At 68.4% G+C, this 22,026-nt stretch carries 20 protein-coding genes; 10 read left to right on the top strand and 10 right to left on the bottom strand.

The features are described 5' to 3' along the window. Nucleotides 1–118 precede the first annotated feature (118 nt). Complete coding sequence (ppk2, locus tag R2733_00655) at nt 119–964, top strand: polyphosphate kinase 2 (GenBank protein MEZ5374988.1); 846 nt, start codon at nt 119–121, stop codon at nt 962–964. A gap of 53 nt (nt 965–1,017) precedes the next feature. Here the strand turns inward: ppk2 and R2733_00650 are convergent, their stop codons facing one another. The 4 genes from R2733_00650 to R2733_00635 form a co-directional block, all read right to left on the bottom strand. Next, a complete protein-coding gene (locus tag R2733_00650; GenBank protein MEZ5374987.1) occupies nt 1,018–1,464 on the bottom strand; it encodes a hypothetical protein in 447 nt (148 codons plus the stop codon). A 101-nt stretch (nt 1,465–1,565) separates the two neighbouring features. Continuing rightward, entirely contained in the window at nt 1,566–2,804 is a 1,239-nt protein-coding gene (locus R2733_00645) for an NAD(P)/FAD-dependent oxidoreductase (GenBank protein MEZ5374986.1), read from the bottom strand. A 76-nt stretch (nt 2,805–2,880) separates the two neighbouring features. Further along, on the bottom strand, nt 2,881–4,158 hold the full coding sequence (locus tag R2733_00640) for an NAD(P)/FAD-dependent oxidoreductase (GenBank protein MEZ5374985.1): 1,278 nt from the start codon (nt 4,156–4,158) through the stop codon (nt 2,881–2,883). Nucleotides 4,159–4,215: 57 nt separating this feature from the next. Continuing rightward, the gene (locus tag R2733_00635) at nt 4,216–5,571 is read right to left on the bottom strand and encodes an aminotransferase class I/II-fold pyridoxal phosphate-dependent enzyme (GenBank protein ID MEZ5374984.1); all 1,356 of its coding nucleotides are present in this window, start codon (nt 5,569–5,571) and stop codon (nt 4,216–4,218) included. An 85-nt stretch (nt 5,572–5,656) separates the two neighbouring features. Here R2733_00635 and R2733_00630 point away from each other — a divergent pair, with 85 nt between their 5' ends. Further along, the gene (locus tag R2733_00630; protein MEZ5374983.1) at nt 5,657–6,289 is read left to right on the top strand and encodes a pyridoxamine 5'-phosphate oxidase family protein; all 633 of its coding nucleotides are present in this window, start codon (nt 5,657–5,659) and stop codon (nt 6,287–6,289) included. A 74-nt stretch (nt 6,290–6,363) separates the two neighbouring features. Here the strand turns inward: R2733_00630 and R2733_00625 are convergent, their stop codons facing one another. Together R2733_00625 and R2733_00620 are read right to left on the bottom strand one after the other, a co-directional pair. Further along, the gene (locus R2733_00625) at nt 6,364–7,605 is read right to left on the bottom strand and encodes a CoA transferase (protein MEZ5374982.1); all 1,242 of its coding nucleotides are present in this window, start codon (nt 7,603–7,605) and stop codon (nt 6,364–6,366) included. Between the two features lie 90 nt (nt 7,606–7,695). Next, a complete protein-coding gene (locus R2733_00620; GenBank protein ID MEZ5374981.1) occupies nt 7,696–8,157 on the bottom strand; it encodes an Lrp/AsnC family transcriptional regulator in 462 nt (153 codons plus the stop codon). Between the two features lie 175 nt (nt 8,158–8,332). On the opposite strand from R2733_00620, the gene ald reads away from it, so the two are divergent. Beyond that, on the top strand, nt 8,333–9,454 hold the full coding sequence (gene ald / locus R2733_00615) for an alanine dehydrogenase (protein ID MEZ5374980.1): 1,122 nt from the start codon (nt 8,333–8,335) through the stop codon (nt 9,452–9,454). A gap of 138 nt (nt 9,455–9,592) precedes the next feature. On the opposite strand, the gene R2733_00610 is transcribed toward ald, so the two are convergent. Beyond that, a complete protein-coding gene (locus R2733_00610; GenBank protein ID MEZ5374979.1) occupies nt 9,593–10,276 on the bottom strand; it encodes a trimeric intracellular cation channel family protein in 684 nt (227 codons plus the stop codon). A 246-nt stretch (nt 10,277–10,522) separates the two neighbouring features. Here R2733_00610 and R2733_00605 point away from each other — a divergent pair, with 246 nt between their 5' ends. The 3 genes from R2733_00605 to aroQ are packed head-to-tail and all read left to right on the top strand — an operon-like array spanning nt 10,523 to nt 12,857. After that, complete coding sequence (locus R2733_00605; protein ID MEZ5374978.1) at nt 10,523–11,749, top strand: MFS transporter; 1,227 nt, start codon at nt 10,523–10,525, stop codon at nt 11,747–11,749. Further along, nucleotides 11,746–12,384 (top strand): GNAT family N-acetyltransferase, encoded by a 639-nt coding sequence (locus R2733_00600; protein MEZ5374977.1) that lies wholly within the window; start codon nt 11,746–11,748, stop codon nt 12,382–12,384. The genes R2733_00605 and R2733_00600 overlap by 4 nt, the downstream gene beginning before the upstream one ends. 32 nt (nt 12,385–12,416) lie before the next feature. After that, nucleotides 12,417–12,857, top strand: a complete 441-nt coding sequence (gene aroQ, locus R2733_00595; protein MEZ5374976.1) for a type II 3-dehydroquinate dehydratase — start codon at nt 12,417–12,419, stop codon at nt 12,855–12,857. A 15-nt stretch (nt 12,858–12,872) separates the two neighbouring features. Here aroQ and R2733_00590 read toward each other — a convergent pair whose 3' ends face one another. Beyond that, nucleotides 12,873–13,541 (bottom strand): metal-dependent transcriptional regulator, encoded by a 669-nt coding sequence (locus R2733_00590; protein MEZ5374975.1) that lies wholly within the window; start codon nt 13,539–13,541, stop codon nt 12,873–12,875. A 113-nt stretch (nt 13,542–13,654) separates the two neighbouring features. On the opposite strand from R2733_00590, the gene R2733_00585 reads away from it, so the two are divergent. Both R2733_00585 and R2733_00580 read left to right on the top strand, forming a co-directional pair. Next, on the top strand, nt 13,655–14,809 hold the full coding sequence (locus R2733_00585) for an acyl-CoA dehydrogenase family protein (GenBank protein MEZ5374974.1): 1,155 nt from the start codon (nt 13,655–13,657) through the stop codon (nt 14,807–14,809). Beyond that, entirely contained in the window at nt 14,806–15,696 is an 891-nt protein-coding gene (locus R2733_00580; protein MEZ5374973.1) for a hypothetical protein, read from the top strand. Before R2733_00585 ends, R2733_00580 begins: the two co-directional genes overlap by 4 nt. 184 nt (nt 15,697–15,880) lie before the next feature. Here the strand turns inward: R2733_00580 and R2733_00575 are convergent, their stop codons facing one another. Next, complete coding sequence (locus R2733_00575; GenBank protein ID MEZ5374972.1) at nt 15,881–16,258, bottom strand: VOC family protein; 378 nt, start codon at nt 16,256–16,258, stop codon at nt 15,881–15,883. A gap of 148 nt (nt 16,259–16,406) precedes the next feature. Here R2733_00575 and R2733_00570 point away from each other — a divergent pair, with 148 nt between their 5' ends. Beyond that, nucleotides 16,407–17,612: a cytochrome P450 gene (locus R2733_00570; protein ID MEZ5374971.1), complete on the top strand. Its 1,206-nt coding sequence runs from the start codon at nt 16,407–16,409 to the stop codon at nt 17,610–17,612. A gap of 77 nt (nt 17,613–17,689) precedes the next feature. On the opposite strand, the gene R2733_00565 is transcribed toward R2733_00570, so the two are convergent. Continuing rightward, on the bottom strand, nt 17,690–21,118 hold the full coding sequence (locus R2733_00565) for a DUF4214 domain-containing protein (protein MEZ5374970.1): 3,429 nt from the start codon (nt 21,116–21,118) through the stop codon (nt 17,690–17,692). A 107-nt stretch (nt 21,119–21,225) separates the two neighbouring features. On the opposite strand from R2733_00565, the gene R2733_00560 reads away from it, so the two are divergent. Continuing rightward, on the top strand, nt 21,226–22,017 hold the full coding sequence (locus R2733_00560; protein ID MEZ5374969.1) for an enoyl-CoA hydratase-related protein: 792 nt from the start codon (nt 21,226–21,228) through the stop codon (nt 22,015–22,017). Nucleotides 22,018–22,026 lie beyond the last annotated feature (9 nt).

Raw genomic sequence — 22,026 nt, 5'->3', positions numbered from 1 at the left:
GGTGAATTTCGAGTATGTCGTACCTCACGATCGGGTGTCGACCTGCCGATGGGGCTGTACTGCGGGTGTACTGGCACCACCAACGACACATCGACCCGTGACCCGAGGGCAACCCCACATGACACCGTTCGAGAATGACCTGACGGCCGATGAGGTCGACCTGCGGCGCTACCGCAAGCTCGTCAAGCGCGACAACCAGGAGAACGAGCTGAAGCCGTTCCAGGTCGAGCTGCTGCGCTTGCAGGAGCATCTCGAACGTCACGACAAGCGGATGATCGTGCTGTTCGAGGGCCGCGATGCTGCGGGGAAGGGTGGAACGATCCGCCGTGTCACCCGGTACATGAACGAAAAGCACTACCGGGTCGTCGCCATGGGCAAGCCCACCGAGGAACAGAAGACCCAGTGGTACCTCCAGAAGTACGTCGCCGAGTTCCCCCGGGGCGGCGAGATGGTGCTGTTCGACCGCAGTTGGTACAACCGGGCCATGGTCGAGCCGGTCTTCGGCTTCTGTACCGAACGTGAGTACAACGACTTCATGCGCGGCGTCGTCGGGTTCGAGAAGGACCTGGTGCGCCAGGGCACGATCCTGGTGAAGTTGTACTTCTCGGTGACCAAGGCCGAACAGCAGCGCCGTTTCGATCGTCGGCGCGACGATCCGCTGCGCCAGTGGAAGCTGTCCGAGATCGACGTCCAAGCGCAGGAACACTGGGACGACTTCACCGAGAAGAAGTACGAGATGCTGTCTCGCACGCACACGGCGCAGACGCCATGGACGGTGATCCGCTCCGAGGTCAAACACCTGGCCCGACTCAACGCCATGCGGGTGATCCTCGACTCGGTCGACTACGAGGGACGCAACCGCGACCTCGACTTCGTGCCCGACCCCGCGGTGGTCGTGTCGGGGGCGCACGAGGTCGAACTGATGGAGGCCGACCGCATCCGGGGTGGGTTCTTCACCTCGTAGCCGGTTCGGGTGCGTCGAGTCTGCGACCGTTGTGGATGGCTTGCGTTGCTCGGCTACACCGTGATGTCGAAGACGTCGCTCAGCTGCTGGACCGCAGCGCCGTCGAGGACCTCGCAGCTCACGTCGATCGGCCAGTCGAGCCCGCGGATCGCGTTGTAGCTCTCGGCCGCTCGCACGATGCGGTCGGCGAGATGCAGGCCGGCTCCGTGCGGAGCCCCCTCCATGAGGATCGAGTAGCTCGAGCCGCTCACCCGTCCGATCAGGTCGGTCGAGCGCGTGAGGGTGCGAAGGATCGTGCCGAGGGTGATGTCGATCTGGTCGCTGACATCGCCGTAGACCGAGCAGACGTCGGCGGCGTTGGTGACCACGACGTGCACGATCTCGATGTTGTCGCCCCGCTCGATCGACTCGGACACCGCAGCCGAGGACAGCAGGAGGAAGGCGCCGTAGCCAACGATGGAGGCATGTGCGTCGTCGTCAGCCGTTCCGCCCCGCGCCATGGCACAGCATCGGTGGCGGGGCCGATGCCATGAGTGCTGCATCGGTGGCGGGGCCGATGCCATGAGTGCTGCATCGGTGGCGGGGCCGATGCCATGAGTGCTCAGTCGGCGAGCGATGCGAGCACAGCCTCGGCGCAGCGTCGGCCGGAGTAGAGCGCTCCCTGGATCGAGGCGGTGTCGCGGTGGTCGCCGCACACGAAACGGTGCTCTCCCAGCGAGACCCGTTGTTTCGGGTCGAACGGGGGGAGCTGCTCGGGCTGCCCGTGGGCGATCGCATCGGTCCGTAGGTGCTCCCATTGGTCGACCTGTGGGCCGAACCATGACCGCATCTGGGCCCGCACCGCCGGCTCGATCGCCGGGTCGAGGTTGCCGGGACAGGCGGCGACGATGAGGGCCCGACCGGCCGGGGCGTACTCGGGTGCGACGTTCGACATCACCGCGACGTTCAGCGCCGGACCCTGGCCAGTGCCATCGAGCATGATCAGCCGGTGGTCGACCGGAGGCGTCGGGGCCGCGAACCACACACCGGTGACGGGCTTCGAGGCGACGGTGGGGAGCCCGAGCAGCCGGCTCGCCGCTGGTCCGTCGGTGGCGACGATCACGCGAGCGGCCTCGACGGACGATCCGTCGCCAAGGCGGACGATCGTTCCGTCGATGCCCTGGACCGGTGTGCCGAGCCGGATGGTGCCGGCGGGCAGGCGCGCCGCGAGCTGATCCGGTATTGCGCCCATGCCCGCGGCCGGCACCGCCGACTCGCCGGTCGACAGGCTCTGGAAGACCACATCGAACATCCGGCGGCTCGTTGCGAGTTCGGGGTCGAGCTGGATGCCGCCGACAAGTGGGCGGAAGAACCGGTCGATCATGGTGTCGCTGAAGCCGTCGGCCCGGAGCGCGTCGATCGTGGATCGGTCCGGCCCCCGCAGGAGATCGGGCGCGGTCGTGGTGGTGATGCGGCGACGCAGGATGCCGAGCCGGATCTTGTCGATGACGCCGCCGATCGGCGACGTGACGGTCGAGGCGAGCATCATCGGCCGGCGGAACGGGTCGCCGACTTCGGAAAATCGATCGCCGATGCGGACGGCGGCGCCGGGGTCGAACGGGCGGAGGTCGAGTGCGTCGACGTCGAGCTGGCGCCCGAGTTCGGGGTAGGCGGTGAGCGCGACCTGGAAGCCGCGGTCGAGGCGGAACCCATCGACGGTGTCGGTGCGGACCCGACCGCCGACGCCGTCGGACGCTTCGAGCACGACCGGGGTGTGGCCGGCCTCGTGGAGGGTTCGGGCGGCGCTGAGGCCGGCGAGACCGGCGCCGACGATGACGATGGGTGCAGGCGTGGTGGTCATGGCGGGCACGGTAGGACGAGTGTCGGCCGGATGCCGCACCGGGCGCGGCCGACGAGGCGACTGGTGTTGCTGGAGGTCAGCCGCTGCCGGCCGGGCCGATGAGCGCAGCCGCTCGCCGGCCCGATTCGTAGGCGGCGTGCACCGTGCCGTAGTAGTGCGGGACCGTGTGTTCGCCCGCACCGATCAGCCCGGGGGCGAGGCGGCCGCCCATCGCCGACATGTCGTGGGTGGTTGCCCCGAGTCGAGGGTAGGAGTACGAACCGTGGCTGAAGCGGTCGTGGAGCCAGTCGGTGCTGTGCGCGGCGGCAGGCGCGGGGACGTCGCTGCCGTACAGCGAGTGGAGGGTGTTGAGCGCAGCGCCGATGCGTTCGTCGGGATCGGCGGAGTCCATCGAGGTCGCGTTGCGTGGGTTGTGGAGCATGGCGATCGTCGGGTGGCCGGCGTGGCGTGAGACATCGAGCCAGACCGGGTGGCGGCGATCCTCACTCATGTAGATGACGCGCTTGACCTCGGATGGCCACCACGCCTCGTCGAACGACAGCACCACCTTCTCGAGCGCCGCCATGCCGAGTTGGGCGGCGTGGCGCTGGAGCCCGGTGGTCGGTCGGATGAGGATCGATCCCTGCTGAATGACCCCGAGCGGCACCGTGAGGATGACCTCGTCGGCGTTGAGCTGCTCCCCCGCAGCCGTCGTGACCATGGGTCGGGGCCCACGTTCGGCGTCGATGGATTCGACGATTGCGCCCGTTCGGATGTCGAGGCCCTCGGCGAGGTGGTCGACGAATCGCCGGTAGCCACCGACCACCACCCCGTTGCCTCCGGAATGGAGCTGGTACCAGGCAATGCCCGAGAGCGAGATGTCGTCGGGATGCCCGCCGACGTTGAGTCCGCCTTCGAGCCAGCGGATGCCGAACTCGACGATCTCGGCGGAGCGACCTCGGAGTTCGCGATCTTCGACGTACCACGCCGCTCCGGCAGTCAGCGACGCGTCATGGCCGAGTGCGGCGATCACCTGGTCAGGGTCGAAGTCGTAGCGACTGGCGACCGCCGTGGCGACCTCCCAAGGCGCAGCCCAGCCCGAGCCTTCGATGTGGAGATGCATGGCCGCACCCCACATGCCGTCGTTGACCCACGGGAGGCCTGCTGCCTCGACGGCGGCGGTCAGCTCGTTGAGGTGCGGACCGTGGATCCAGGCAGCCCCGAGGTCGACACTCGACGACCCGATGTCTGCGGTATGGGTCCGCCCACCGATGCGGTCGCGCCCCTCGAGCACCACCACGTCGTGGCCGCCATCGGCGAGTGCACGAGCTGCGGTCAGTCCGGCGACGCCGGCGCCGATGACGATGATCTCCATGGGCGGAGGGTAGGCCCGGCCGCTGACCGCCGCGCCGGGGCGGTAGGCGGTTTGGCGTCACGCCCGCCGGGTTCGGTGTGGTCGATGGTCGCCGAGCACGACGACGAGTTCGGCGGCGATCGCATCGATCTGCGCCTCGTCGAGCGACGAGATCGTGACCCGGACCGCTGGCGGCGACGAGCGGCGATAGGCCGAGCCGACACGGAGGGCGAACCCGGCATCGCGCATCGCATCGGCAACGGTTTGCTCGTCGTCGACCGGTATCCAGACCTGAAGTCCGGACGCTCCAGCGGCCTCGATCCCGTTGGCCGCGAGCGCGTCGATCAGTTGGCGACGCCTCGCCTGGTAGCTGGTGGCCGCTCGCTCGACCAGGTCGGCCGTGTCGTCGTCGAGTAGTAGACGGGCGACCACGCCTTGGAGGAGGTGGCTGATCCAGCCCGGCCCGGCCGCAAGGCGAGACTCGACGCTGGCGACCGTGTCGGGATCGCCGGCGAGCACGGCGAGGCGGAGGTCGGGGCCGAGTGACTTGGCCACACTCCGCACGAACGCCCAGCGAGCCCGATCTCGGCGGGGGAGCGGCGCAAGGTCGACGCCGGCGATCGGCCCGGCGTGGTCGTCTTCGATGACGAGCAGGTCGGGGTGGCGATCGAGGACGTCGCTCAGCTCGGCGGCTCGTTCGGCGGTGATGGCCGCGCCGGTCGGGTTCTGGGCTCGCGGCGTGATGATGACCGCACGGGCGCCCTGGGCGATTACCTGCGCGAGCGCGTCGGCGGTGACCCCGTCACCATCGATCGCCATCGGAACGGCGACCAACCCGAGCGCAGCGACGACATCGAACACCGGAACATGACCGGGATCCTCGACACCGACGAGATCGCCCGGGCGGAGGTGCTCGGCCAGCACCCGTTCGACGGCGTCCATCGCCCCGGACACCACCGTGATCGATTCGCTCGGCACCTGATCGGCGTCGAGCCAGTGCCGGGCCGCCTCGGCGAGTTCGGGGACGATCATCGCCGAGCCGTAGTCGCCGCGTCGACCGGCGAGTGTCGCCTGCATGGCTGGGGCGAGATCGGGGAGCAGCGCCGGGTCGGGGTTCCCGGACAGGGCGTCGACGACTCCCGGAGGCAACGGCACCTGGACGGTCCGCCGTCGACTCGGAGCCGCTGCGACCTGGGTTCCCTGACGGCCCCGGCCGATGACCAGTGACCGCTCCCGCAGTCGGCGGTAGGCCGCAGCGACGGTGTTGGGCGCCAGACCAAGCTCACTCGCCGCGTCTCGGACGGACGGGAGGCGGTCGCCCGGGACGAGCGCGCCGCTCGTGATCTGCGCCTCGAGATGGCCGGCGACGTCGGTGGCCGACGTCAGCGGTCGAGACCCGTCGGTGCCGAAAACGGTGGCGGCATCGTTGGACATCGCGCTAATGTAGCAGATTGTGTCCGAGAATGCACCAGAACAATTGACCGCGTCGAGCGAAGGCGCTCCTGATCCACGAGTCGTCGTGCGGCGCGGGGTCGATCGGGCCCGCTATGACCGCGAGCAGATCGATGCCATCCTCGACGCCGGTCACGTGGCGCACGTCGGTACGGTGCGCAACGGCGCACCCGTCGTCATCCCGATGTTCTACGTGCGTGACGGCGACGCGCTGCTCCTGCATGGCGCGCCGGCTTCCGGTGTGATCCGTCGCGGTGATGCCGCCCGCAACGACGGGGTCGAGGTGTGTGTCACCGTCACGCTGCTCGACGGTCTCGTGCTGGCCCGCTCGGCCTTCCACCACTCGGTGAACTATCGCTCGGTGATGGTGATCGGCCAGGCGATCGAGGTCACCGATCCGGAGGAGAAGGCGGCCGCGCTCCACCGCTTCGTCGAGGGGCTCGTGCCCGGCCGACAGGCTGACTTGCGCCCCAACACCAGCAAGGAGATCGCCGGCACCTCCGTGCTGCGGCTCTCGCTCGACCACGCCTCGGCCAAGGTCCGCACGGGCGACCCGATCGATGACGACGAGGACTATGCCCTCCCGATCTGGGCGGGCGTCGTGCCGATGCGTACGGTCTTCGATCCGCCGATCGGCGACGCTCGAGTGCTCGACGGCGTCGACGTGCCAGCTAGCGTCATGGCCTTGACGACCGACTGATTCTTGGCAACTTTGGAGAGTTGATGCCGCTGAGCGGTGTCAACTCGCCAACGTTGCGCCGAGATTGGGCGAGATCAGCCGATGTTGCCGTCGGTGCGGAGCGTGGCGATCGCGTCGTCGCTCAGACCGAGCTCGCGCAGCAGTTCGTCGGTGTGTTCGCCGACCTTCGGTGCCGGGCCGCGGGGAGCGATGGTGGCGTCGGCGATGTGGATGGGCGTCGCCACGGTACGAAACGTGCCGCCCTCGGGGTGGTCGATCTCGGGGAACATGCCGACGGCGGCCGCCTGTGGGTCGGCAGCGAGCTCGGTCAACGACGATGCCGGGCCCCAGATGAGGCCGGCGTCGTCGAGAATCTGCCCCCACTCCGGCATCGACTTGGTCGCGAACTTGGCATCGATGATGTCGATCAGGTCCGGCATGTTCTGGTAGCGGGTGCGGATCGAGTCGAACCGCTCGTCATCGAGCAGCTCCTCGAGTCCGACCGTGCGGCAGAATGGTTCCCACCATCGAGCCTCGACCATGTTGAGGATGATCCAGCGACCGTCGGCGCACTTGAAGCGGTTGCCGAGTGGGGCGATCAGGTTGCGGCGGTCCCGCTTGGTCGGCACCCGACCGTCGACCAGCACAGCGGCGAGGTTGCTCATCATGGTCCAGGTGGCGGTGCCCATGAGGCTGACGTCGACCGCCCGGCCCCGGCCCGTGCGCTCGGCCATGCGGAGGGCGGCGAGGATGCCGGAGAGGAGCGAGAGGCTGGTGGTGTGGTCGCCCTGGGCCGCGCCCGGCATGGGGGCGACGGCGCCCGGTTCGGTGCTGAAGTCCGTGATGGCGCCCCGGCCGAAGAAGGCGGTGACGTCGAAGCCTGGGCGAGTGGCGTCGGGACCCTTGAGTCCGTAGCCGGTGAGCGTGGCGTGCACGAGCTGGGGTCGTAGGGCAAGCAGGGTCTCGGCGTCGAGGCCGAACTTGGCCTGGCGCTGCGGGAGCAGGTTGCAGAGGAACACGTCGGCCGTGGCGGTGAGATCGCGCACCAGCTGGGCGCCGGCGTCGGTGTCGAGCGCCACCGCGATCGATCGTTTGCCTCGATTGTCGCCCTCGAACGAAGCGTCGATGGCGGGTCGGTCGCCCTGGGGTAGCGGCGGGCGCATCATGTTGCGGACCACGTCGCCGGTGAGAGGCTCGACCTTGATCACGTCGGCCCCCATGTCGGCCATCATCGCTGCGCAACCGGGCGCCGCCATCCAGTTGGTGATCTCGATCACCCGGACGCCCTGCAGTGGCGAGTCGAGATCGTCGGTGGCTGGTGCGCTCTGGTCGGTCATGGCGACGAAGCTACTCGCCCCGGTCCGATCGTTCGAAGTGGCGCGACCACCGCCGCGCCGGACGTGACCGGCCGCCGGTGAGGCCGCCGCTCAGTCGAGCGGGAGGGCGGTGCGCTGGCAGACCGTGCGCAGCGAAAAGCTTGACCGGATGCGGGTGACGCCGGGCAGGAGCGCGAGGTGGGTGCGGTGGATCCGCTCGTAGTCCTCGACGTCGGCGCAGCGGACTTGGACCAGATAGTCGGCGTTGCCCGCCATCAGGTGGCAGCTCACGACCTCGGGTCGATCGATCACCTGGGTTTCGAAGGCGTCGAGGTGCCGCTCCTCCTGACTGGCGAGGGAGATCTCGACGAACACGGTGGTCGGCCGGCCGATGGCGCCGGCGTCGACGAGGGTGACGTAGCGGTCGATGACGCCCTGCTCTTCCAGACGACGGACTCGTCGCAGGCACGCCGAGGGGGAGAGGTGCACGGCCTCGGCGAGCTCGTTGTTCGTGATGCGAGCGTCGTCCTGCAGGATGGCGAGGATGGCGCGATCGGTGGCGTCGAGCGGCATGAGCGCAAGTATGAGGCGTCAGAACTGTGAATGGCAACAGAAAAGTGCATGACGACGCGGTTCGGTGCACCGTTTCGCAAGCACCTGCCGGCGGTCGTGTCGTAGCGTGACCACTTCGACGTTCATCACGCGGCGTGCGGTGGTGGATCGCCCATCGAGAACAGGAAGTGCGCAGATGCGAGTTGGTGTGCCCTCGGAGATCAAGGTGCTCGAGCGTCGAGTCGGGTTGACGCCCGGTTCGGTGCGCGAGGTCGTCGGCCACGGCCACGAGGTGAAGGTCCAATCCGGGGCCGGCATCGGGATCGGCGCCTCCGATGAGGACTACGTGGCAGCGGGCGCCACCATCGCCACCGATGCGGCCGAAGTGTTCGACTGGGCCGAGATGATCGTCAAGGTCAAGGAGCCGCAGGCGGTCGAGCGGGCCATGCTGCGTCCCGAGCACCTGCTCTTCACCTACCTCCATCTCGCCCCAGACCCCGACCAGACCCACGACCTTCTGGCATCGGGTGCCACCTGCATCGCGTACGAGACGGTCACCGACCGACGTGGTGGTCTGCCACTGCTGGCCCCGATGTCGAAGGTCGCCGGTCGGATGGCGGTCCAGGCGGGAGCGCACGCACTCGAAGGTCCGCAGGGAGGCGCCGGCCTGCTGCTCGGCGGTGTTCCCGGGGTCGCACCGGCCAAGGTCGTCGTGCTGGGCGGCGGCGTCGTCGGCGGTCATGCCACCGAGATGGCCGTCGGTCTCGGCGCCGAGGTCACCGTCCTCGACCGCAGCCTCGACGTGCTCGACGCGCTCGACGCGCGCTGGGGCACGTCGATCAAGGCGGTCTATTCGACGCAGGACTCACTCGAGTCATATGTGCTCGACGCCGACCTCGTGGTCGGTGCCGTGTTGGTGAAGGGAGCTCGGGCGCCGCACCTCGTCACCGCCGACATGGTGCAACAGATGCGCATCGGCTCGGTCCTCGTCGACGTCGCCATCGACCAGGGTGGCTGCTTCGCCACGTCGCGCCCGACGACGCACGCCGAACCCACCTACATCGTCGACGGGGTCGTGCACTATTGCGTGGCGAACATGCCGGGCGGCGTGCCCCGCACCTCGACCTACGCCCTGAACAACTCGACGCTGCCGTTCGTGCTCGCGCTGGCCGACAAGGGCGCCAAGCAGGCCATGCTCGAGGACCCGCACCTGCTCAACGGTCTCAACGTGGCGCAGGGCAAGCTCACCGAGCCGGCCGTGGGTGTTGCCCTCGGCCTCGACAGCGTCGACCCGGCCGAGGTCGCTCGCGCCCTCTGACCGTCGACCATCGCTCGGCCCGCACACCCTCAACGAAGCTCCGGGCCACCGTCCAACCCATCCAAAGCTCCGGGGCTCTGCGCGCTGTGGCGAACGCTGTCCCGGAGGTTGGCCGAGATCGGACGGAGGCCCGGAGGTTCAGTCGTCGCCGGCGAGGTCGACGCCGCGCGGGTGCGGCGCGTGCCAGCCATGGTGGAGTGCGGCCAGACGGAAGGCGAACACGGCCACGGCGACGACGCCGGCGACACCGGCGTTCGCCAGCTCCAGGTTCGATGCGATCGTCACCGCCGTGGCACCGAGTGCGGCCGGAATGCCGTAGAGCACGGTCTCGCTCCGGAAGAGCATGGGCTGCTCGTCGGCCAGGACGTCACGCATGACGCCGCCTCCGGTCGCGGTGAGTACGCCAAGCGCGACCGCACCAACCCCATTCAGGCCGAACGCCAGTGCCTTCGTGGTGCCGGCAACACAGAAGAGGCCGAGTCCAGCCGCGTCGAACACGAGATGCGGACGAAGCCACTGGCGCTCGATGTGTTGGTGGCCGACGAACGTGGCCGCAGCGCCGACCAGAGCGGCGACGAGGTATGCCGGCTCGGTGAGCGCGGGTGGCGGCGTGTCGCCGAGCAGGACGTCGCGCAGGAGGCCGCCACCCAGCGCCGTGATGGCGGCGAGGGCGATCACCCCCACCACGTCGAATCGCTTGCGGACCGCCGTCAGGCCACCCGACACGGCGAAGACGAAGATCCCGAGGAGGTCGATCAGTTGCTCGACCGAGGGGTCGAGGCCGAGGTTGCTGCGAACCGCTTCGACGGCGAGGACCTGCATCACCGCACGCTACCGGCCGTCGTCGACGCCAGGCAGCGGTGAAGCAGCGACGCCCCGCTGCACCACGAGCTCGAACCTCCGGGACTGCGTCCAAACTCAGCAACGCTCCGGGACTCTGCGCGCTCTGGCGGACGCAGGCCCGGAGCTTTGGCGGGAATGGACGGTGACCCGGAGGTTGGCGAGACGGTTGGCGGGACGGGGTGGGGTCGGCGGTGGCGGGGGAGTGGTGGCGGTACGCTCGCCGCGGTGTCGGGGACCATCGCTCGGGTGCTGCCGGACCACGTCGATGCTCGACGGGTCATCGGGCTGCGGGGACTGCGTGGGTTCGTCGACGGTGCCGCCAGCGTGGTGCTCCCCACCTACCTGGCGCTCCTGGGGCTGAGCACGGCCCGGGTCGGCGCCATCGCCACCATCACGATGCTGGGGTCGGCGATGGCGACCCTCACCGTGGCGTGGGTCGGACGGCGGTGGCTTCGGCGGCACGTGCTCGTTGGCGCGTCGGTTCTCATGATCCTCACCGGATGCGGGTTCGCGCTGGGACGAACGTTCTGGCTGCTGGTCGTGGTGGCGTTCCTCGGGACGCTCAATCCGTCGTCGGGTGACGTGAGCGTCTTCCAGCCGGTCGAGCACGCCCTGCTCCCGCAGACCGCCCCCGATCGTGACCGCACGCGACTGTTCGCCCGCTATTCGCTCGTCGGTTCGCTCCTGGGTGCCTTCGGCTCGCTCAGTGTCGGGCTGGTCGCGGCCATCCACCATCGAGGCTGGACGAGCGAGATCGCTGCGCTGCGCATCCCGTTCTGGCTCTACACCGCCGTCGGCGTGGTGTCGCTGGTTGCGTACCTTCGGCTCAGCCCCGAGATCGAACCGACCATCGGCGGCGAGCCCGGGGCGCTGGGGGAGAGCCGCGGCATCGTGCTTCGCCTGGCCGCCCTGTTCAGCCTCGACTCGTTCGCGAGCGGGTTCACGGTGCAGGCGATGCTGGCGCTGTGGCTGTCGCTGCGCTTCGACCTGTCGGTGGCCGTCTCGGGCGTCGTGTTCTTCTGGACGAGCCTCTTCACTGCGGCCTCGATGCTCGTGTCGCCATGGTTGGCCGATCGCATCGGGCTCGTCCGCACCATGGTCTTCACACATATTCCCGCCAACCTGTTCTTGATGGCGGCTGCCCTCATGCCGAATGCGTGGCTCGCCGTCGGCTGTCTGCTCGCCCGCTCGGTGTTCGCCACGATGGACGTGCCCGCCCGCACCAGCTATGTCATGGCGGTGGTGCCACCCGAGCGCCGATCGGCGGCGTCTGCCATCACGAATGTGCCCCGTAGCCTGGCGGCTGCCGCCGGTCCGGCCATGTCGGGTGCGCTGCTCGCCCGGACCACGTTCGGCTGGCCGCTGATCATTGCCGGTTCGCTGAAGATCGTCTACGACCTCGAACTGCTGCGCTCGTTCGGTTCGATTCGCCCACCCGAGGAGCAAGCATGAGTCGAGCATCGATCACGGTGCGTCAGGCAGCAACGGACGACGTCGGCGCCGTCGCCGAGCTGCTCACCGATGCGTTTGCCGACTACGTCTGGACCACCTGGGCCGTCCCGGCCGACGACCATCGCCGCCGGCTGCACACGATCTACGCCGTGCACTCGGCGATCGGTGCACACCGAGGCGACCTCTGGGTGCTCGAGGTCGACGGGGAGATCCGCTCGGCGGCGGCATGGAGCCTGCTCGACGGTGCGGCTGTGCCTTCGATGGATGCGTATCGAGGTGTGCCCGACGAGCTGATCGAGCGGGTGTCAGCGCTCGCCGACGTCTTCGGTGATCGGCTGCCCGCCGTGCAGCGGGCCGAGGCCGCCACCCTCGTCGCTCGCCCCAGTGGCGCGTACTGGTTCCTCGACTGTGTGGGAACGGCTCCCGCTGCGCAGGGGCAAGGTTTCGGACACCGACTCCTGACATCGGTCCTCGATCAGCTCGATGCCGATCGGCTGCCGACAGCACTCGAAACCTCGACCGAGTCGAACGTGCGTCGCTACGAGAAGCTGGGGTTCGCCGTCACGGCGACACTCGACGTCGGCGACGGCGCGCCGACCGTCTGGGTGATGACCCGGCCGCCGAGAGTTCCCTGAGCCCGGGGCGTCGCCCCGGTAGGATCGCCGCCGTGACCCACAAGATCCTCGTCGTGAACGGCCCGAACCTGAACCTGCTCGGCGAGCGTGAGCCCGAGGTCTACGGCTCGGAGACGCTCGCCGACATCATGGCCGACCTCGCCGAGATCGCTGCCGATCGGGGTGCGGAGCTCACCAGCGTGCAGTCGAACATCGAAGGCGAACTGGTCACCATGATCCAGGAGGCCCGCACGTGGGCGAGCGGGATCATCCTGAACCCCGGCGCCTACACCCACTACAGCATCGCCCTTCGCGACGCGATCTCGGCCATCACGATTCCCGTCGTCGAGACCCACCTGTCGAATGTGCACGCCCGTGAGGCGTTCCGCGACCATTCGGTGATCAGTGCCGTGTGCCTCGGCGTCGTCGCCGGTTTCGGGCGCAACAGCTATGCCGTCGCCCTCGACGGCCTGCTCCGACACCTCGACGGCTGATCCCCGCCTTCGGGGTCAGGTGGCGACGAGGATCCGTTCGGCGGCGAAGGGGCCGAGGCCGACCACCTGACCGTCGATGTCGACGGTGGTGGTGCCGTCGGGTGACATGGCGATGACCGTGCCGGCCACCCCCGGGGTGATGTGCGACGCCTCGAGGAACTCGAGCATTCCGGTGGCGAACTCGAGCTCTTCCGGAATGCGGCGAACCCGGAAGTCGCTGCCGATCTCGAGACCGGACAGCGGGGTCATCTCGGTTTCGACGTAGTCGCTGCCCGGGATCGGGTTGCCGTGGGGGCAGGTGGTGGGTTCGCCGAGGTGAGTGAGGAGGGCGGCTTCGACCTCGGGGCTGATCACGTGCTCCCACTTGCCGGCCTCGTGATGGGCGGTGGCCCAGCTGAGGCCGAGAATGTCGGTGAGGAAGCGTTCGGCCAGGCGGTGTCGTCGCACCATGGTGGTGGCCAGGGTCTCGCCCTTGGCCGTGAGCGTGATGGTGCCCTTCTCGATCGTGACGAGGCCTTCCTCGTCGAGGCGTTTCACCATCTCGGACACCGCCGGCCGAGACACGCTCAGACGCTCGGCGATCCGGGCCTGGATGACTCGGACGTCGTCTTCGGCGAGCTCGTAGATCGTTTCGCAGTACTCCTCGAGGGCAGGGTGGTGCTCGGGTGAGACGTACGGAGCCATCCCGCAAGGCTAGTTGCCCAGAGCGAGCGACGACCGATCAGCGACGAGAAATGTTCGGCATGCTTCACAGGCGTTTCGAATGCGTCGCACCACCCGGTGTAGCGTCGCCATCCATGGATCTCGAGACCTTCAGGAACGACGCCCGCACCTGGCTCGCCGACAATGCCGAGCGGGCTCCCCGCGACTACGGGGCGATCATGCCGCCCGAGATGCGCGATGCCGGCGTCGCCTGGCAGCAGCACCTCTTCGCCGAGGGCTGGGCCGGCATCCACTGGCCCACCGAGTACGGCGGTCGCGGGTTGACCCCCGACCACCAGTCCATCTGGGTCGAGGAATGCGCCAACGCCGAGGTGCCGGCGTTCATCAACATGGTCGGCTTCGTGCTCGCCGGCCAGGGCATCCAGCGGTTCGGCACCGACGAGCAGAAGGAGCGCCACCTCCGCCCGATCATCACGGCCGAACGCGTGTGGTGCCAGCTGTTCAGCGAACCCGAAGCCGGCAGCGACCTCGCCTCGCTGCGCACCACGGCCGTCGCCGACGGTGACACGTTCGTCGTCAACGGTCAGAAGGTGTGGTGCTCGGGCGGCCGCATCAGCGACTGGGGCATCTTGATGGCTCGCACCAATCCCGATGTCGCCAAGCACAAGGGCATCTCGTTTTTCCTGCTCGACATGAGCTTGCCCGGCATCGACGTGCGGCCGCTGCGCCAGATGACGGGCGGCTCGGAGTTCGACGAGGTCTTCCTGACCGACGTAGTGATCCCCGCCGACTCGCTACTCGGGCCGATCAACGAAGGGTGGGGTGTCGGCATGGCCACCCTCACCAACGAACGAGGCTCGATCGGGGCGGCGCAGATCGCGATGCAGCGCCGGCTCGACGCCATGGTGGCACTCGGCGCGCAGGCGGAGCAGCAGCTGGGAGCGGTCGAGCGCGACCGCCTCACCCGGCTCGTCGCCCGAGGCCAGAGCCTGCTGGCGATGGGGAAGCGGCAGGGCCCGGCCGCCTCGGTCGGGTCGTCACTCGGCAAGTTGGGCACCACCGAGATGGCCTTCGACAATGCCGTGCTGAAGGCCGAACTCCGAGGGCCCGAGGGCATGCTCTGGAACGCCGACACCAAGGGTCTCACGGCGGCACCCGGCGGGCGGATTGCCGGCGGCAGCTCGCAGATCCAACGCTCGATCATCGGCGAACGCATCCTCGGACTCCCCAAGGAGCCGTCGGCGAACCCACCGGCCACGACCAACGACTCGAAAGCAGCCGACCGATGACCACCACACCCGCCCGCGCCATCGGCGCCGCCATCGAGGCGTTCACCGGCCAGGTGTACTTCTCGCCCGAGTGCCATACCCGCTACGCCGCGCTCGGCTTCGCTCCGAGCGGCGCAGAAGTCAGAGGCGTCGCCATGCCCGACGGTCCCGCCTACTTCTGCAGCCGCGGCTCCCTCATGGGGCAGGTCCCGGCCGACCTGATCGCCGCCGCCTTCGCCGTGTTCAACCCCGATGCGGTGGCGGCCGCCGTTGCGCATGGCTGGTCGCTCACCGACGCGACCACGATCTGCGCCGAGCGGACGGCGGGTGCGATCGAACAGCTCGAGCGCATCCTCGGCCCCGAACCTGAGGGCATCGGCCGGGCGCTCGAGCTCGTCGAGCGTGCCGCCGCCGATCTACGACCCGAGGGACGTCCGCTGTACGCCGGCACCCGTTCACAGCCCCGGCCGCCCACCACCCTCGGCGCCACCTGGTGGCTGGCCGACCAGCTGCGCGAATACCGCGGCGACGTCCACACCGCGGCGTGGACCACCGCCGGTGTCGACGCCACCGAGATGGGACTGCTCACCGAGCTCTACTGGGGGTTGCCGATGCGCTCGTACTCCCGGACGCGGGCCTGGACCGACGACCAGTTCGACGCCGCCGAGGCTCGCCTTGCGGCCCGAGGCCTTGTCGACGCGGGAGCCCTCACCGCCGCCGGCCTCGCGTTCCGGGAAGACATCGAGATCGCAACCGACCGCGGGTGCCAGCCGATCGTCGATGCGTTGGGCGACGATCTCGACGAGTTCTGCGACCTCATGAACGGCTGGAGCCAGACGATCCGTGCGGCCTTCGGCTACCCGGCATCAGGACCCCACGATCTTGCCGGCGAACGCGCCAACGGCTGACAAGCGCCGTCAGTACCGGATCGACGGCCTGCCGTCAGTGCCGGATCGACGGCCTGCCGTCAGTGCCGGATCGACGGCCTGCCGTCAGTGCCGGATCGACGGCCTGCCGTCAGTGCCGGATCGACGGCCTGCCGTCAGTGTTGGATCGACGGCCAGCCGTCAGTGTTGGATCGACGGCCAGCCGTCAGTGCTCATCGGGGGCAGTGGCGACGCCGGCGTCGGAACTCACCAGACACCACTCGTTGCCCTCGACGTCGAGCATCACCTGGAACGCTCCGCCGTCCTCGGTGACGATGTCGCCCACCGGGGTCGCACCGAGGGCGACGGCAGCTGCGGTGGCGGTGGACAGGTCGGCGACGTCGACATCGAGGTGCACCCGGTTCTTCACGGACTTGGGCTCCGGCACCCGCTGAAAGGCGAGTCTCGACCAGCCCGGTGGATCGACGAAGGACCACGCAGGATGCTCGTCGATCGGCGTGCCGCCCAGCACGGCGGCCCAGAACGCCGCCAGCGTCGAGGGAGAGGCGCAGTCGATCACGATCTCTTCGATGCGTCCGATCATCACCCGACCGTAGTCTGCGACGAGCTCGACCACGGTTCGCTCCTCGAGTCGCCGGGACCTCGACCGCCGTTGTGCCCTGTGACGTCACCGTTGCGTGCGGTGCGGACGACGGCAACAATCGGAAGGCGCCGCCACGGAGGGGGGAGCCATGACCGACACCTTGCTCGAAACGGGTTTCGACGAGACCTTGCACGACCACTATCGAGCTGCCCGTGCTGCCGGGCCGGTCGGCGTCGCCGTCGATACGGGAGCCATCGTCGTGTTGGGCTACGACGACGTCGAGCGATTGTCACACGACGCTCGGTTGGCCGGCGTCGGCTTGTCGATCTTCGACTTCCTCGGGATCGGTGACGGGTCGCTCCGGCGCTGGTACGCCAGCCTCATGTTCACCAACGAGGGTGCAACGCACCATCGGCTGCGAGGACTGGTCTCGAGGGCCTTCACCCCTCGTTCGGTCGAGCGTCACCGAGCGCTCGCTGCGTCCCTCGCTGCCGACCGGCTCGCCTCGTTGGTGGAGGCCGGCGGTGGAAACCTCGTCGAGGCGCTGGGCGACGTCCCGATCACGGTGATCTGCACGCTCCTCGGCGTGCCCGATGACCAGATCGGCGACTTCGTCGCGTACGGCGATGCGCTCAGTCCGGTCTTCGGGCTGATGGACCCCAGGCAGATCTCGGTGGCCGAGGCCGCCGTGGTCGATCTGATGTCTGACGTCGAGGCGATGATGGCATCACGGCTCGAGGAACGAAGCGACGATCTGATCAGTGCACTGCTCGACGCAGAGGAGTCGGGCGACCGACTGACGCACGATGAGGTGGTCACGATGGTCGGCAACCTGATCGTCGGTGGACACGACACCACGTCGGGCCAGGTCGGTTGCACGCTGCTCACCCTGTTGCGCCACCCCGAGGCGCTCGACGCGCTTCGGTCCGACCCGTCGCTCTGTCGGACCGTGGTCGACGAGGCGATCCGTTTCGAGCCGAGCATCACCGTCGTCCCCCGCACAGCGCTCGAGCCCATCGACATCGGCGGGATCGAGCGACCGGCCGGCTCGATGGTGTTCCTGGCATCGGCGTCGGCCAGCCGCGACGAGCGTGTGTGGGGCGATCCTGAGGAGTTTCGTCCTGCCCGATTCGACGAGCCCGACGCGCCCAAGCTGCTCTCGTTCGGCGCCGGAGCGCACTACTGCCTCGGTGCCGCGCTCGCTCGGATGACGATGGAGGAGATCGTGCTCGCCGCAGCGGCGGCGGGTCTGGGCAACACACTCGTCGCCGATGGTCCACTCGATGCAGCAGATATCGAGTGGCGCCAGATCCTCGGCCGCAGCCCTGCACATCTTCACGTGACGCTCCGCTGACGGGAGCCCGGTCCGGACGCGACGGTGGCCCGGGCCGAAGCCCGGGCCACCACTCGTGATACCGCTACCCGCAGGTGCTACTTGGTGCGGGTGGTCTTCTGGAACTCGACGCTCTGCGAGAAGTAGAGCATCAGATCCGACCGGCTGATGTGCCCACCGTTGAGCAGACCCATCCAGTACGACCCGCCGGCAGCGTCAGGATTCCGGCACAGCACGTTGTTGTAGACCAGCGTGGTGAACCGGTCATCGGCCGGCTGGCCGTAGGTTTCGGTGAACTCGGAGCTGGCCGAGAAGTACAGGCTGATCTCCTCGTGGGACAGGCCCTGGTCGGCGAGCGCCGTCCAGTAGGCAAAGCCCTCGGCATCGGGCGCCCGGTGAAAGTACGCCGTATAGAGCTGCGAGATCGCATTCCGGTTCGGCGTGGAGGTGAAGGTCTCACCCAGTTCCGGCTGGCACCGAAGCGGGACCGCACCCCGAGCCTGGGCGTAGTCCGAGACGCCGTTGGCATCGGAGTCGAGGAACGACAGCTTGTTGGCCGGATCCGTCCCCTGCTTGACCTCGACGTAGTCGGGCACGCCGTCTTCGTCGGTGTCCTTGATGCTGGTGCCCGACTTGGGGTCGGTGCCATCGGCGACCTCGACCGCATCAGGAATCTCGTCGCCGTCGGAATCGGCCGACGTCGGCGAGGTGCCGCGGCGTGCCTCGTCGTAGTCGGAGAGACCGTCGTCGTCGGTGTCCTTCACGTCGGTGTCGTCGTTGGGGTCGGTGCCCTCCTCGGCCTCGACCGAGTCCGGCACGCCGTCGTTGTCGGTGTCCTTCACGTCGGTGTCGTCGGTCGGGTCGGTGCCTTGATCGGCCTCGTCGGCATCGCTGACGCCGTCACCGTCGGTATCGGCCTTGGTGGGATCGGTCCCGTCGTTGGTCTCGGTGTAGTCCGGGATGCCGTCGTTGTCGGTGTCCTTCACGTCGGTGTCGTCGTTGGGGTCGGTGCCCTCTTCGATTTCGACCGAATCCGGCACGCCGTCGTCGTCGGTGTCGAGGTAGACCTCGGCGTCGAGCGGGTCGGTGCCCTGGACATCCTCGTCGAAGTCGCTGACGCCGTCACCGTCGGTATCGGCCTTGGCCGGATCGGTTCCGTCGATCGCCTCGGTGTAGTCCGGAACGCCCTCGCCGTCGGTGTCGACGAAGTCGGTGTCATCGTTGGGGTCGGTGCCGTCGTCGGTTTCGACCGAGTCGGGGACGCCGTCACCGTCGGTGTCGACATAGTCCTCGGGGTCGAGCGGGTCGGTGCCCTGGACGTCTTCGTCGAAGTCGCTCACGCCGTCGCCGTCGGAGTCGGGCACGTCGGGGTCGGTGCCGTTGGCCTCTTCGACCGCATCCGGCATTCCGTCCTCGTCGGCATCGGCGAACGAAGCATCGTCGAGCGGGTCGGTCCCGTCGGTCGCTTCACGTCCGTCGTCGACGCCGTCGTTGTCGGAGTCGGCGTCGAGTGGGTCGGTGCCGTTGGTGGCTTCGTCGCCGTCGTTGACGCCGTCGTTGTCGGAGTCGGCGTCGAGTGGGTCGGTGCCGTTGGTGGCTTCGTCGCCGTCGTTGACGCCGTCGTCGTCGCTGTCGGCGTCGAGTGGGTCGGTGCCGTTGGTGGCTTCGTCGCCGTCGTTGACGCCGTCGTTGTCGGAGTCGGCATCGTTGGGGTCGGTGCCGTTGGTCGTCTCGACCGCGTCGGGCACACCGTCACCGTCGGTGTCCTTGACATCCTGGGCATCCAGCGGATCGGTCCCATCGACGTTGATCTCGGTGTTGTCGTCCACGCCGTCACCATCGGTGTCGGCCTTGGTGGGGTCGGTGCCCTCACGATTCTCGACATAGTCGGGAAGTCCCTCACCATCGGTGTCGGTGAAGCTCTCGCCGTCGTTGGGGTCGGTGCCGTCGCTGGTCTCCACCGCATCGGGCACGCCGTCACCATCGGTGTCGAGATAGTCGTTGGGGTCGGTCGGGTCGGTGCCGTCGACCGAGACCTCGGTGTTGTCGTCGACGCCATCGCCGTCGGTGTCGACCTTCGTCGGATCGGAGCCGGCCTGGTCTTCGAGATAGTCGTTCAGACCGTCACCGTCGGTGTCGGGCGGGCTGTCGACGACGTCCGGATCGCTGCCGTAGCGCCGTTCGAAGTAGTCCGGTGTGCCGTCGCCGTCGGTGTCGAGCTTGGAGCCGGCGTCGTTGGGGTCGGTGCCCTCGGTGGTTTCGACGGCGTCGGGGATGCCGTCGCCGTCGGTGTCGACGTAGTCGTTGGGGTCGGCCGGGTCGGTGCCGTCGTTGACCTCGTCACCGTCTTCGATCTCGTCGCCATCGGTGTCGGGCGACAGCGGGTTCGAGCCCTCCCGCGACTCCCGGTAGTCCGACAGGCCGTCGCCGTCGGTGTCGAGGTAGTCGTTGATGTCTTCGGGATCGGTGCCATCGGCAACCTCGACGGAGTCCGGCACGCCGTCATTGTCGGAGTCGAGGACGGACTCGGGGTCGAGGGGGTCGGTCGATTGGGCGTCTTCGTCGTTGTCGGACACGCCGTCGCCATCGGTGTCGACGGCGACGAGCATGCGAACCTGACTGGCGACGTCGCCGATGTTGTCGACCTCGTACTCCACGAGGTAGCCACGGACGCTGAGTGAGTTGGGGAAGTCGTTCCAAGTGCCGTCGTTGGCGTACATGTGGGCGTAGTCCTCGCCCCCAGCGCCGACGTTGTTCGGTTCACCCGAGGCCCAGTTGTTGTAGGCCCCGCCGACAGCGGTGCCGCTGCCGGTGCCCTGCCAGAAGGTCTGGCCGGCCTCGGGGCCGTCCATCCACTTCCAGGTTCCCTCGGCACCTTCGTCGGAGGCGCCGATCCACGTGTTGCCGGTGAGCTCGATCATGGCGACCTCGTTCTCGGCCGCTTGTGTGAGGTTCGCGAGGTGACCGCTGTACGGACCGATCGTCTTGTTCAACGCCGCAGCTCGGGCATCGGTCCACGTGATGGACGTGCCGGTCGGTACGTACTCGTAGAGGTTGTTCGTGACCGGCAGGTAGATCGCCGTACCGGCGATGATGATGAACGTTCGGCTCCCTTCCTCTGGTTCCCCGAGCTGGGTATAGGTGACATCTCGGACTGCGGCCTGGTACGCCTCGACCGTTGCCGATCCCCGGAGTCGGAAGAGACCGGTCGTCGTGTTGTAGGTGCCGGTGATGCCGGGATGGCTACCGCTGAGCGCCAGGCGATCGATGGTCTGGTTGATGCCACCGGTGATGCGAAGCGTGACGCCGGTCATGGTGCCGACACCACTGATCGTGGCGTCGGCGAAGGGCTTGATGGCGGTCCCCGGCGTGCCGGAGACCGAGGTGGGGGTGGAGATCTGCGGATCGCCCGGAGCAGCCCCCGCCGGGGTGGGAACTCCGGCGACGGGCGCCAAGGTAAGCGCAGCGATGAGGGTTGCAGCAGCGACTCGCGCCGAGCGACGGGTGGGGGTGACGGGCAGTTTCATGCGACGAGTTTCGAACCCTCTGAAAGTGCTATGAGTTCAATCGCGCAGAAAGATTGGCGTCATCCCTCGATTCGGTCTCCGCGAGAGGGCCGATTAGGGTCGGCGCGATGACGCAGACCTACACCCAAATCGAAGCCGAGGTCATCGACGGAGCACTCCTGCTCACCCTCGATCGACCGGAGAAACTCAACGCCTGGACCCCCACGATGAGCGCCGAATTGGTGCAGGCCATCGAGGCCGCCGACGCCGATCCCGCCATCGGCGCCGTCATCGTCACCGGCCGAGGCCGAGGCTTCTGCGCCGGCGCCGACATCGAAGCCGTCTTCGGCGCCCAAATCGCCGGCGACGACGCCGCGGCCCGCCCCAAGCGCACCCGCGATTGGGTCGAACTGGTGCAGTCGACCAAGCCACTGATCGCTGCGGTCAACGGGGTGGCGGTCGGCGTCGGACTCACCATGATCCTGCCGTTCGATCGCATCATCGTGTCCACCGAGGCCCGGCTCAGCCTGCGGTTCGTGAAGATGGGCCTGGTGCCCGAACTCGGGTCGAGCCAGATCGTGCCGCAGCGAGTCGGCTACGGCACGGCCCGAGACCTCATGCTGTCAGGCCGCATGGTCGGCGGGGCCGAGGCGGTCGAGATCGGCCTGGCCGACGAGCTCGCCGAGCCGGATCAGCTCATCGACGCCGCACTCGCAAAGGCTGCCGAGTACGGCGAGAACCCGGCCCGCCAACTGCGCTGGATCAAGCAGCTTCTGGCAATCAACGGGGCCGAGGCCGAGGTGGCGGCCGCCCAGCGCCGTGAGCTCGAACTGCTCGAGCAGGCGTATGTGAGCCCCGAGCACGCCGAGGCCGTCGCCGCCTTCACCGAGAAGCGCAAGCCAGACTTCTCGAAGGCATAGGCGATCGGC

Source organism: Acidimicrobiales bacterium, from assembly GCA_041394265.1.
Taxonomy (GTDB): domain Bacteria; phylum Actinomycetota; class Acidimicrobiia; order Acidimicrobiales; family SZUA-35; genus JBBQUN01.
This window is presented reverse-complemented; position numbering and strand designations above follow the sequence as displayed.